This window comes from Chryseobacterium sp. GM_Chr_2 (genome assembly GCF_026540445.1).
GTDB lineage: Bacteria > Bacteroidota > Bacteroidia > Flavobacteriales > Weeksellaceae > Chryseobacterium.
In genome coordinates, this window is record NZ_JALNUD010000005.1 from 127045 (window position 1) to 139082 (window position 12038).

The following is a 12038-nucleotide window of genomic DNA, read 5'->3' on the forward strand; positions in this document are numbered from 1 at the left end:
TTTTTGTTAAGAAATATTTTTTTAATCTATTTGCACAGGTAAATCAACAAAAGGTGTATAATTAAAAACACAAATGATGATAAAGAAACTTTACTAAAGTTTTCTGAAAAATTTGACTAAATCTAAACACAAATGAAAAATATAAAAATTAACCTTTAGATTGATTTTCCGAGCACAAATGATGAAATTGAATTTTGCCAAAAACAAAAAACACACAATGAAAAAAAATTTCATTAATGAAAACAAGGGCAATATTCTGAGTATTGCCTTTTTATTTTAAAACAGCATTCAATATTTTATTTTAATATCTTTCAATCAAGAAGCCGAATGAAAATTTCATCCGGCTTCTTTTATAAAAGGCCACAATCGAAAAAAAATAATTGGGGCAGCGTGATGCCGGAGTCGAACCGGATAATCTTGCCGGTATTACCGACTTCATTATTCCTCCCCTTCAAAATGTTCCCGATTTATTTTTTCTCTTCGTCACTTTTATTTTTAAACAAGGCAACAACCAAAAAGTGAGTCGTGCTCTAACCCACTGAGCTACTTTTCCTATTTAGATTTTGTGCTTTTTTTTGTGGAAAAGGCGGGATTGTTCATTGCCCTTTTATATTTTATTTTTTGTATTCACGAATGCTGTGCATTTCGAACCCGCGACCCCGTCGTGATGAGCGAAGTAACACTATTTTACGGCACTTGTTTATATCTTTAAAACAAATAAGGTAAAAGGCGAAAAGAGTGTGCTCTTTTAAGAGCGCCGCTTTTACCCATTTTGGGCAGTGAGCCGGCAATTCTACATCTACGAGAGACTTACGTTTTCTTGCGAAAACTTTTGCCCGGTTGGTTTTCAACCCAACTTCGCTAGTTCGGTCGCCCGAATTACGCTACCTTAGGACCGTTATATTTACGAAGGAACCCTTCTCTACGACACTTATTTGTTATAAATTTTAAATTAAAAAAGAGGCAAAAGACGAGAAAACTCTTTATATAGATCATTTTCAGATCTACTCTGGAGTCGAACCAACATCATAAGATTAACCGAAGTAAGTTTTCTCTAACGGCACTCTTTATTTTAAATCAAGGTAATTTTCGTACAGACACTTACGCTTACATCTTACCATTAGACGACTGCTTTCGCAGACAGGATTCGAACCTGCATCTTAAGCTTGGAATCGAAGCATTTCTATACTACGACACTTGATATATTCTTTATAATTTTTTTATAAAAAGAGGCAAAAGGCGAAAAGACAGACATGCACCCGATCCCTACTATTATTCAAGAAATTGCACTTTTTTCTTAGATTTTTGAGGTCTAAATTCTGACTCGAAGTAAGCCTTTTCTACGGCACTCTTTTGTTTTTTAAAAATCAAGGTAATAATGGCAGAATCTTCCGTACATTTTGCTCTACCATCTGAGCTACATCTCGTTTACCACAGAGAAGGCAGGAATCGAACCTGCGACACAAATATTTAACATCGAAGTATGATTCTAAAACGACACTTGATTTTATTTTTAACTGTTTTATTTCTAAAAAATACAAGGCAAATATTAATAAAAGCTGTCTTAAAACTCGTCTAGCCACTCGACCACACCTTTCGGCGAAAGGATTCGAACCTTTGTAAAAAATCGAAGTAACTTTTATCCACGGCACTTGTAAGATAATTTTAAAATCGAGCAATGTTTAAAAAGAGATTATGTTTCAATGTAAAGTAGAAGTAACTCTTTTTTACGGTATCGATTATTTTAAAGTAAGGTGAAAAATCAAACAGAGACTTATCGACAGAGCGATACCATTACGCCATTCCTAATCGGAAATAGGATTCGAACCTATATTGCTGTCCCCCGAAGTAACTCTATTTTACGACACTTATTTTTTTTAAATTTTCATGGTTATTGTTTTTGTTGATACAAATTTATTTAGCTAATGCGCATTCTTTTTACGCAGTTGATTTTTTTAATTAAAAACCAAGTAACAAGTTATAAGAGTTTTTGAATGTTGTTCAAATTGGAAGTTTGACGATGGAGCTCTTAAGATAACAACATTGATTAGTTTAAATCGAGCAAAATAGCGAAAAGACTCTAGTTCAAGTGAAAATCGAAGGAATTCTTTTCTGACGGCATCGATTATTTTTAAGTAAGGTGAAAAATCAAACAGAGACTTATCGACAGAGCGATACCATTACGCCATTCTCAAATAAGAAACCGGATTCGAACCTGTATTGCTGTCCCCCGAAGTAACTCTGTTTTACGACACTTACTTTTTTAAGTTTTTATGATTATAATTTTTTTATTGAAGCAAAATTATCACCTCAGTGCGCATTCTTTTTACGCAGTTAAATATTTTTAATAAAAAACCAAGTAACAGGTTATAAGAGCTTTTTGAATGCTGTTCAAATTGGAAGTTTGACGATGAAACTCTTAAGATAACGACATTGGTTAGTTTAAATCGAGCAAAATAGCGAAAAGACTCTAGTTCAAGTGAAAATCGAAGGAATTCTTTTCTGACGGCATCGATTATTTTTTTGAGTTTTTATGGTTATTGTTTTTTGTTACTGCAAAATTATTGTGTCGGTACGCAATCTTTTTACGTTGTTGAAATTATTTTTTGTTTTTGTTCGTTTTGCCTTGAAGCAAAAGAACCAAAAGTTCAAGACTTGGAAACTCCGGCTAAAAATTTAAAAATCTTCCTAAAATATCCAAACTCACGCCTTGCTTTTCCTAACGCTTGTTCAAACAGTGGATATTTTTTAACGGAAATTTTTAAAATTTTCTTAACGCCTCCATTTCCTAGGTCGTTTTTACAACTATTCTTTTTATGTCATTGCGAGGAGCGAAGCGACGAAGCAATCTCATAATAAATTCTTCACTTCATTGCATTTCGTTGTGAATGACAAATTTTAGTTTCTTATTCCAGCAATTATTTCTGAAATTGATTCTGCATTTTTCAACTTCATTGAATTCAAGATTTTTAAAACCTTATTTTTAAAATTTACAGGATGATCTTTTATTTTATCAAATTCTATTTTTAATTCCAATTCATCAATTTCGAAAATAGGTTTAATACTGACAAAATCTTCTAAGTTTAATTCTGTATAATCTGAAAACTGAACTTTTTCATTTTCTTTTTTATAGAAAACCCAAGGATGTCCAATTTGTAACACTGTCCATTCTTTTGAAGAATTTTCGAAAATTTTTCTCCATTCTGAAATATCTCTGAGATCTCCGCAACACATTGGTTTAATTAAAACTTTTTCGTTTTCCATTAAAACAATTCCTCCGTTGAACGATATTATACTATCTTCAAAATCATCCAAATCTATTTCTTCTAAAAATTCAGTTAAAATGATTTGCAGATTTTCATCATCAATAATTTCTGTATCAACGAAATATGATCCTTTTTCTATAGCATCGAAATCTAGCTTTAATATCGTTTGTGATTTTATCCATTCATTATACCATTCTTCCGAATCATGAAGATCAGATATTTCAGGTAGTTCGGCATCTTCTTTCTGATACCTTAATGGAAAAATTTCTATTGCGTTAATAAATCGAATCATTTTGTACAGTTTTTCTTTTCTAGCCCCGATTGTAACGGCATCCTTTTGTGTAGCGAAGCGGAACAAAAGATACAGTGGAAAGCGGGATTAAGCTCCTAAATAAAAGTAATTATCCAATTTGAAAATCACTTATCATTTATGACTTATAACTTATATTTTAAAGCAGTGCCTTTTACAGCACTACTTTTTTTATGATTTCTACCGTTGATTTTCGGTCTTCCAAAGCATTCAGCACATCGAAAATTTTGTCTGACCAACCTGCGATAAGATATACATCATTTTTTCTGACATCCAACGGTTGTTTTCCGTAACCAGCCAAATCAAAAATATACAATTTTGCATTCGGGTTGAAACTTTTGTATTGATTCCACGAATTTTCGAAAGAATTTCTACCACTGTTGCTATCCCAAAGCTGAGTGTCGGTGAACAACATTACTTTATCCACTTTTTCACGTCTGTTCAATAGATCTTCGATCACCAAATAACCGTTTGTGGAGTAACCAACTTCACCTTCTCTTTTGTAGAATGCATCTACGTTTCTCAGGATACCGTTTTTAGGCATTGGAACTCTCTTCCAAGTGTCACCAAACATACCTGAAATCACATTTTTGCACTGTGACTGCAACATCATCGACATCAACAGACCGATATCGTACAACAATACTTTAGATTTCGGAGAAACCGGTTGTTGCATCGAACCGGAAACGTCTGCCGCGATCACTACTGAAGTATCGAAACCAAAACCTTTGATGTTTTTTGCACTCACCATTACTGCATCTTCCAATGCTTCCAAGATTGATGACAAGTAAGGCGAATCGATCGTTTTCAATTCTCTATACGCCGACAAAAATCTGAATGGCAATTGTTTTGAATTTCTCACCGCTTTTTCATCCGACAAATAATTACACACTTTGTACATCGCATCCGATGAAACGTTGGCTTCTAAGATGTTTCTAAGGTTTCGCAAGGTTGCCATATAACCCAATTTGTTGCTGAAAATCAGTTCTTCCCATTTGTTTTTGAAAGCTGATTTTCTTTCTGCGTCATCGGCAAATTTTGTTTGTCCTAAAACCGAAAGTTCAACTTCCCAAGTGTATGGAGTTTCCAACGAATCGTTTACGATTTTGTTGAAAATGGCTTGTTGATTTTCATCTTTTGCTTTTGGGTGAACCAGGAACAAAGCATCTTTCAAAGTCACTTCCGCTTTTCTGTTGTATTTTGCGAATTGGTATTCATCAAATTTGTTGAATGATTTCACCAAACCTTTCTGAATTTGTTTTGAAAGTTTGTTCAGTTTTTTCAAATCCGTTCTATCGTTTGCCAATTGGTAATACGCCAATAATTCTGTGATTTCATCTGCTCTTTGGATAACACCGTCAACTGTTTTGCTTACCAAGTCTGTACCTGAAGTTTGTTTTGCTAATTCGGTCGTCAAAACCAATGGAATCGAACGCAAATACATATCTTTTCTTGCATAAACGGCTAGTTTTGCAACGAATTCAGGATCATTTTTCTGAATCAGAGACTGAATTCTCGCCAATCTGTCATTTCCTTTTTCATAAGTTGCATTTGATAATCCTGTTGTAACAACAGCACTATATAGTTCTTCTGCAGGTGTCAGGGTATATGCTTTTGCACCTTCGTAATTCGTTACTACGTTATTTGATTTTCTTAAAAAATTAAATTTCATGGTTACTGTTTTTTAGTTAAACATTTTCGAGGATTATCACTTCCTCTCTGATTTCTGATGCAAAGTAAGGATGCTTTTGCGCAGTGTTTTTGCGTAGTGTAAAAGTTTTTAATTTTTTGTTGGAAAATCGCTAAGGCGCAAAGTTTTTCTTTTTATTTAGGCTGCTTTTAAGGCACAAAGGGTTTTATCTGCGATAAAATTTTACTATGTTATTTTTCAGAAAAAAGTAGTGATGGAGAAATCTTAAAAAACTTATTCACAAAGTTTGTCATTCCGGAGGAATCTAGACTGCTTTTTTTTCGGCAGAGATTCCACGCTGCACTTCGTTTCGCTCTGAATGACAAACATACTGCTGAACTAACAACTATAAACCATCAACTATCAACCGAAAGAAAAAATCTATTATTCATTTCAAATAAAGGAATCAACAATTTGAAGTTTATGAAAATCTCTTTTCTAGCTTTGTTCTATTAAAATTTTAAACTATGATTAAAGGATTATATGAGACTCATGTGCAAGTAAGCAACCTAGAAAATGCTATAGAATTTTACACAAAAGTATTGGGATTGGAATTCGCTCACAAAGATGAAACGCGCCCGATTGCATTTTTATGGATTGGAAAAAATAAGGAATCGATGCTGGGTTTGTGGGAACAGAAAGAAAATTTGCAGACCAGACATTTTGCTTTTACTGCCGATAAAGAAGATATTATGAATTATTCTGTTGACTTTTTGAAAAATAAAAATTTAAAGCCTTACAATTTCCTGAAAGATGGGAGTCTTCAGCCGATGGTTTTCGCATGGATGCCTGCTTTGGCGATCTATTTTAATGATCCTGATGGAAATCAATTAGAATTTATATCGATTTTAGAAGGTGATGGAAAGCCGGAATTGGGTGTGCTTTCATATGAGGAGTGGCTGGAGAGGAAATAGAAAACTCCCTATTTTAAAGGGAGCCATTGTTACATTTTTAGATTGCTAAATTATTACATTATTGCTGCAAGCACCAGTGCAAAATTTTCGCAATATTCTTAGCATCATCAACACCTCTGTGATGCGTGCCTTCAAGTGTGAGATTCAGTTCTCCCAAAGCTCTTGCCATACCGACACTTTTACGAACTGTCGGATGCAATTCTCCGAACAGAGTTTTCACATTGATATGATCATCGCTCAAAGGATAATCTACATTGAATCTTCTTGCCTGATTTTGAAGCATGTTCAAGTCATAGTTTCCGTAACTTGCCCAAGTAAGATCTTCAGAATCGTATTCTGCTCTCAGAATATCTAATGCATCTTCCAATAAAATACCTTCGTCGTCAAGCATTTGCTGCGTAATAGAAGTAAGGTCCGTACAAAATGGACTCACTTTTGAAAATTGAGGTTTTACCAAAATTCCCTCATTTTGCGAAATCTTACCGGTTTTTGCATCCATAATACAAACTCCGATCTCTATGATTTCACTTTCCTGACCTCTCGGCGGTCGGTCTTCCCAACACGTGGCTTCGAGGTCTATAATTAATATTTTATCTGTTGTTTTCATTTGTTGTAATATTTAATTGTTAAAGGTTGGAAGCTGCATGCGGGAAGATGGAAGTTTTTACAGTGCACAATTTACTTCCAGCCTTCAGCTTCAGACTTCCAACCCAAATTCACCTTAGAATCTCTCTCAAAATTTTGGCAGCGTTGTAAGCATCGTCGGCTCCGCTGTGATGATTGCCTTCAAAATCCATATTCAGGAACTTCAAGGCTCTTTTTAAGCACATCATTTTAAAAAGTCCATTAAATTGTTTGAATTGATACATCACATTGATATAATTTTCGGAAAAAGGATTTTCGATTCCGAGATAATCGCACTGTTCGACGATCTGCTCTTTATCAAAATTTCCAAAACCTGCCCAAGTAAGCTGAGTTGAATGATATTCATCTCTAATTTTCTTGCAGGCTTCTTCGAAATAAATTCCTTTTTCTTCGATTAATTGTGGTGTAATTCCGGTAAGTTCAGTACAAAATTTATTGATTTTAGACCTTTCGGGAATTACATAAATGCTTTGCTTCTTGGAAATTGCTTGTGTTGTTTTGTTTAATTCGCAAATTCCTATTTCTATAATATCGGTTTTTTGTCCGGCGGGAATTCTGTCGTTTTCCCAACATGTGGCTTCCAAATCGATGATTAATATTTCATTGGTTGTTTTCATAATTTTTGGTTTAAAGAATGGAAGCCGGAAGTTGGAGGCTGGAAGTAAATTACGCACTGTAAAAACTTCCATCATCTCGCATCCAGCTTCCATCTTATTAATTTCTCGGAGCAAATGGCGGAGTCCACTTTTTCTTTTTCATAAATTCTTTAACTTCTTCGTAAGAAATTGGATAAAAATTATGACAATCTACACCGACATCGAAGCTCAGAGCCATTTCATCATCCGGCAAAGTTCCGTGTGAATGACCGTAAAGTTGCCAAACTCCGCGATGTGAACCATTCCAGGTTCTCATGGCGTAATGAAAAAGGATGATTTTTTGTTTGCCATTGCTGTTTTCAGGCTCATCGATTTTTAGTTCGTGATAATCTCTGATAGACGCGAATCGTTTAGGATAAGTCAGAGCCGCACCTTCGTGATTGCCTTTTATTAAATGAATTTTACCATTCAATTTATCTAAAATACCTTTTGTAATATCTGGTTTTCCTAAACTTACATCGCCTAAATGGTAAACGATATCGTCCTTGCCGATCCTTTCATTCCATCTTTTAATGAGTTCTTCATTCATCTGTTCCAAAGACTCAAAAGGTCTTTCGGAGAATTTTATAATATTTTCGTGACCAAAATGGTGGTCTGCTGTGAAAAATATATTGGATTTCATTTTTTTAATTGCTTGTTTTTTAACTGCAAAATTTCAGCGTTTCCAATCTCATTCCGAATGGAACGAAGTGAAATGAAGAATCTATAATGATTGACGTTGAGATTCTTACTTCGTCAGAATGACAAACTCACCGTATAAAATTGCAGTTTTAGTTTAATAAATATTTTTAATTAATTTCCTCGAAATGCTTTATAAAAAGCCGTTTCGATTTCCAGTTTATCGCCTTCGACATACCTTCTTGAAAAGTGAATCGGGATTGCTTCTTTTACTTCACATTCATTCATAACTTTTCCGGATGCAGAGGCGAAACTATGATAATTTATTTTTGCAAATTCCTCATCTTCATCTTTATAAAAAGTTTCGATATAAACCATATCTGCATTTTTGAAAACCATTTTGATTTTTTCATAATTGTCTTCACAAACGGCATGATCCATAATTACACCTAATTTGTAACCTACATTACGAGTCAGGAAATGAAATAAATCTGAAGCTTTATAAACTGTTTCTTCAATCTGAATTTCTTTGTCTAAATCGTTGTTTTCAAAAGCCGTTTTCAATTCGCTGATCCATTTTCCTTTTTTGAATTCAGAACCGTTTTCATTAAAAGTCACTGAATCTTTTTCCTTAAATAAATAAGCGATAGAATCTGTTTTGTGATCAAGAATGGCAAAATCAACATTTACATATTCATCTTCAAAAAGGAAATTCTGAGTTTCAATGAATTCAAGATTCCAATGTGGAGGACGAATTTTATAGACATTAATTTCTTCTTTCGAAACGATTTCTCGGATTTCATATTCAATAGCATTTTCATCAATTAAATTCCAAGTGTAAGATTTTAACCTTGCTTCAATTTGTTGATGAATATTTTTCGGTCCGCAAATCACAATTTTTTCGCCACCTCCAATCTGATGTCTGAAAATTCCATCAAAATTTGAAAAATGATCAATGTGAGTATGACTGATGAAAACCACCGAAACAGATTGAACTTCTTTCACCGTCAGCAAACTCGCTTCACCGCAATCGCATAAATAATGCTTTGCCGAATTTGGAACTTTTATTAATATACTGATGTCTTCTTTTAAAAGACTTTTTATTTCTGCTTGTAACATTTCTTTTTAATTTTTTTAACCATATTTTATCATTCTAACTGTCATTCTGAATGAAACGAAGTGTAATGAAGAATCTCTAAAAAAATGCCTAGATTCTTCCTTCGTTAGAATGACAAACTTTCTGCATATTTGACAGATAAATTTATGGTTCAATTTAACACGTAAAAAAGTTTCGATAAAATGAATTACCGAAACTTAATCTTTATTTTAAACAACAAGTTCTTTTGATACTTTTCTACGTATACCAAAATCAGATTTCCTGATCTTGCACATACGATGATCCTCTGTATGATGGAAAACAATACCTTCCATATTATTCTCAGGATTGCTCAAAAAGTTCTTAATAAATTCAAAATCCAAACTTTCTAAACTAAGAATATTATGTCCATGTTTTACCAATAAATGACCTTTAATATTTTCAGGATTTCCTTGTACTTTCTCACCGATAAGTTCGTAAGTACCGTCTTCTACATTGCCCGATTCGGCCAAAGCATTGAAGCCCTCCCAGAAGTATTGATCCTCTTTTTTAAGTCCTATCACATTCTACCCAATGCGGATGATGACCGGTAATAAGATCCGCTTCCTGACACGGAATTGCGACTTCAGGAGCTGTTTTTCCTTTCTTGGCATCGTATCTTTTGTATAATTTACCGTTGATTACTGCACATGCAGAACCATCAAACTTTTGCGTAGCAACAGCTTTTCCGTCAAAAACCCAGTTGTTTTCAGGATTAATTTCGTTAATAACTCTTCCTAAATTATTTATATCTTTTTTGAATAATGTACTTATCTTTTTCATTTTTAATAGTTTTAAAATTGTTTAAAAGGCTTTCAATATTTTCCTTTCCAACAGGATTCATTGAATGGCAATAGAATTTTGGCAATTCTAAATAGTTATCCATACAATATTCTACCAACCATTTTGCGCAATCGTAGCCTGTTTTTTCAATAAATTCCTGAGAATTTGGTTTTAAATAATGTTCATCAGCAAGGTCGTGGTCAAAAGAGATCATTTCTGGAAGTCCTTTTTCCAAAATCCTGTTGACAAACTGCTCGTAATTTCGAACGATATGCCAATCATTTCTGAGAAAAATATCCTGTTTGGTATAATGATACGCCTCGATTGGATATCTTATATCGTCTATAAACAGTAATCTTTTTGTTATTTCCATTGCTTTATTTTTTTTAATTTGAAAAGTAAATATTTAATGCTTTGATAATACTTTTCACGTTTGTATTTGGATAAAACCCGGAACTGTTAATACAATTTATTTCAACAATTTTCCAGCCTTCATCGGTTAAACAAATATCCATTACGAAAGCTTCTTCAAGGTTGAACACTTCGATCATTTCATTAGCGAAATTCAACCCATCTTCTGAAATTTTTTCTTCGAAAGGAGCATTATCATTAAATTTATAATATCCTGCATCGATAACTTGTCCGCCAACAATCCAAAGTCTTGCTTCTTTAATCGTTCGTTTTACTTCTGAAATTTGAACTAAAGAATCTTCCGTAATTCTGTTGGTTTGATTTTCCAAAGCTTCAAAAACAAAATCTTTCCATTCACTTTCATTGAAAACTTTTCCTGTAAAAATTTTCGCTTCATTGTAAGGTTTGATGAATTTAATTTCACCTTTTTTCCAAATCAACTCTTCTGAAATTTTATGTACGGAAACTTTGTGATTGAGAAGATTTTCACCGTAATATTTAGAATACACTTCATACAAATGATTGCCTCCATAAAAAGAACCGGGAAACAAATCCGTATTTTGTTTTGCCAATCTTGCAATTGTCACCGAACCATAGACGAAAACATCTTTTCTATTTGTTTCGAAATCGATTTTTTCTGCGGTTGGAGGAATATTAATTACACTGTAATCGATATTTAATTCTTCCAAAGCATCAAAAATCTTGTAATGATCGGGATCTAAATACACATTAGCCTGAACTAAAAAATACATGGTTATTAGTTTTTTAAGGTTCTTTTATTTATTTTTTACAATACTCGCTAATTCCATTTTTGCATCTTCAGGAAATCCTGAAAGTCCTGGAATATCGTTGTATTCTAAAATCACTTTTTCTCCGTTTTCTGTTTCCAGAACATCAATCGCAACGATATCTGCTTTGATATTTCCTGTAACAATTTTACTTTTTCTATCCATTCTTTTTCCGGTTCAACGATTTGATATTCTTGAGTTAAAGAATTAGCTTTCCAATATTTGCCTTTTCTTTTCATTGCCCAGACTTTATCATTGATAGCCAGATAACGAATGTCATATTTATAATTAATAAATTTTTCTGTCGTCACATAATCTTGATGGATAAACAGCAAATCTTTCAGTTCTTCACATTGTTCTTCGGTCGAAACCAAACTTTTTCCGTATCCACCATGATGATTTCCAACTTTAACCACAAAAGGAAATTGCATTTCCAGATTTTTCAATTGGGTTGTATTGGTTGCTACGTTAAAATCAACAACAGGTAATCCCAATTTTTTCAATCTGTTTAGCATTGATAATCTTTCATAACCCATTAATAATGTTGAAGCTGAATTCACACAAGGAACTCCGGAATATTCAATTAATTCCAAAATATTTCTGTGTTTTGATTCAGGATTTATTGCTCCCAATCTCCAAAAAATCACGTCCGGTTTGCATACTCCATCTACATCAATCACATACAATTCTGCATCTTTTACGATAAATTCTGAGGTTTGAACTTTCTTCTGAACCACATTAAATCCCGCAAAATAATCTTTCCAATATTTTTCCCCATTAATGATTAAAATTGTTTTCATTGTTTTATTTTTTTTGATGGAT

Annotated in this window: 12 protein-coding genes; 1 reads left to right on the forward strand and 11 read right to left on the reverse strand. The window is 33.4% G+C overall.

The window, feature by feature from the left end:
• Positions 1 to 2898 precede the first annotated feature (2898 nt).
• Positions 2899 to 3558 (reverse strand): hypothetical protein, encoded by a 660-nt coding sequence (locus OXQ85_RS09895; RefSeq protein ID WP_267404080.1) that lies wholly within the window; start codon positions 3556 to 3558, stop codon positions 2899 to 2901.
• A 172-nt stretch (positions 3559 to 3730) separates the two neighbouring features.
• Positions 3731 to 5248, reverse strand: coding sequence for a TROVE domain-containing protein (locus OXQ85_RS09900; RefSeq protein ID WP_267404082.1), 1518 nt, complete (start codon positions 5246 to 5248; stop codon positions 3731 to 3733).
• Positions 5249 to 5733: 485 nt separating this feature from the next.
• Between OXQ85_RS09900 and OXQ85_RS09905 the strand changes: the two genes are divergently transcribed.
• The gene (locus OXQ85_RS09905) at positions 5734 to 6180 is read left to right on the forward strand and encodes a VOC family protein (RefSeq protein WP_267404084.1); all 447 of its coding nucleotides are present in this window, start codon (positions 5734 to 5736) and stop codon (positions 6178 to 6180) included.
• 58 nt (positions 6181 to 6238) lie between these two features.
• Here the strand turns inward: OXQ85_RS09905 and OXQ85_RS09910 are convergent, their stop codons facing one another.
• From OXQ85_RS09910 to OXQ85_RS09950, 9 genes are all read right to left on the reverse strand, one after another.
• Positions 6239 to 6787: a 3'-5' exonuclease gene (locus OXQ85_RS09910; protein ID WP_267404086.1), complete on the reverse strand. Its 549-nt coding sequence runs from the start codon at positions 6785 to 6787 to the stop codon at positions 6239 to 6241.
• A 109-nt stretch (positions 6788 to 6896) separates the two neighbouring features.
• Positions 6897 to 7442 carry a 3'-5' exonuclease gene (locus OXQ85_RS09915; RefSeq protein WP_267404088.1) on the reverse strand — a complete coding sequence of 182 codons (546 nt, stop codon included), beginning with the start codon at positions 7440 to 7442 and terminating at the stop codon, positions 6897 to 6899.
• Between the two features lie 97 nt (positions 7443 to 7539).
• Positions 7540 to 8103 (reverse strand): metallophosphoesterase, encoded by a 564-nt coding sequence (locus tag OXQ85_RS09920; protein WP_267404090.1) that lies wholly within the window; start codon positions 8101 to 8103, stop codon positions 7540 to 7542.
• 170 nt (positions 8104 to 8273) lie between these two features.
• Entirely contained in the window at positions 8274 to 9218 is a 945-nt protein-coding gene (locus OXQ85_RS09925; RefSeq protein ID WP_267404092.1) for a peptidase, read from the reverse strand.
• 207 nt (positions 9219 to 9425) lie between these two features.
• On the reverse strand, positions 9426 to 9758 hold the full coding sequence (locus OXQ85_RS09930; protein ID WP_267404093.1) for a DUF5565 family protein: 333 nt from the start codon (positions 9756 to 9758) through the stop codon (positions 9426 to 9428).
• Complete coding sequence (locus tag OXQ85_RS09935; protein WP_267404095.1) at positions 9745 to 10017, reverse strand: hypothetical protein; 273 nt, start codon at positions 10015 to 10017, stop codon at positions 9745 to 9747. The genes OXQ85_RS09930 and OXQ85_RS09935 overlap by 14 nt, the downstream gene beginning before the upstream one ends.
• On the reverse strand, positions 9977 to 10390 hold the full coding sequence (locus OXQ85_RS09940) for a cyclic-phosphate processing receiver domain-containing protein (protein ID WP_267404097.1): 414 nt from the start codon (positions 10388 to 10390) through the stop codon (positions 9977 to 9979). The genes OXQ85_RS09935 and OXQ85_RS09940 overlap by 41 nt, the downstream gene beginning before the upstream one ends.
• 13 nt (positions 10391 to 10403) lie before the next feature.
• Positions 10404 to 11180 carry an ATP-grasp domain-containing protein gene (locus tag OXQ85_RS09945; RefSeq protein WP_267404099.1) on the reverse strand — a complete coding sequence of 259 codons (777 nt, stop codon included), beginning with the start codon at positions 11178 to 11180 and terminating at the stop codon, positions 10404 to 10406.
• Between the two features lie 110 nt (positions 11181 to 11290).
• The gene (locus OXQ85_RS09950) at positions 11291 to 12016 is read right to left on the reverse strand and encodes an ATP-grasp domain-containing protein (protein ID WP_267404101.1); all 726 of its coding nucleotides are present in this window, start codon (positions 12014 to 12016) and stop codon (positions 11291 to 11293) included.
• Positions 12017 to 12038 lie beyond the last annotated feature (22 nt).

Coding starts and splice junctions, on each gene's coding strand:
- OXQ85_RS09925 (WP_267404092.1), bottom strand. CDS start 9,218: ATGTTACAAGCAGAAATAAAAAGTCTTTTAAAAGAAGACATCAGTATA.
- OXQ85_RS09900 (WP_267404082.1), bottom strand. CDS start 5,248: ATGAAATTTAATTTTTTAAGAAAATCAAATAACGTAGTAACGAATTAC.
- OXQ85_RS09920 (WP_267404090.1), bottom strand. CDS start 8,103: ATGAAATCCAATATATTTTTCACAGCAGACCACCATTTTGGTCACGAA.
- OXQ85_RS09910 (WP_267404086.1), bottom strand. CDS start 6,787: ATGAAAACAACAGATAAAATATTAATTATAGACCTCGAAGCCACGTGT.
- OXQ85_RS09950 (WP_267404101.1), bottom strand. CDS start 12,016: ATGAAAACAATTTTAATCATTAATGGGGAAAAATATTGGAAAGATTAT.
- OXQ85_RS09895 (WP_267404080.1), bottom strand. CDS start 3,558: ATGATTCGATTTATTAACGCAATAGAAATTTTTCCATTAAGGTATCAG.
- OXQ85_RS09945 (WP_267404099.1), bottom strand. CDS start 11,180: ATGTATTTTTTAGTTCAGGCTAATGTGTATTTAGATCCCGATCATTAC.
- OXQ85_RS09935 (WP_267404095.1), bottom strand. CDS start 10,017: ATGAAAAAGATAAGTACATTATTCAAAAAAGATATAAATAATTTAGGA.
- OXQ85_RS09940 (WP_267404097.1), bottom strand. CDS start 10,390: ATGGAAATAACAAAAAGATTACTGTTTATAGACGATATAAGATATCCA.
- OXQ85_RS09905 (WP_267404084.1), top strand. CDS start 5,734: ATGATTAAAGGATTATATGAGACTCATGTGCAAGTAAGCAACCTAGAA.
- OXQ85_RS09915 (WP_267404088.1), bottom strand. CDS start 7,442: ATGAAAACAACCAATGAAATATTAATCATCGATTTGGAAGCCACATGT.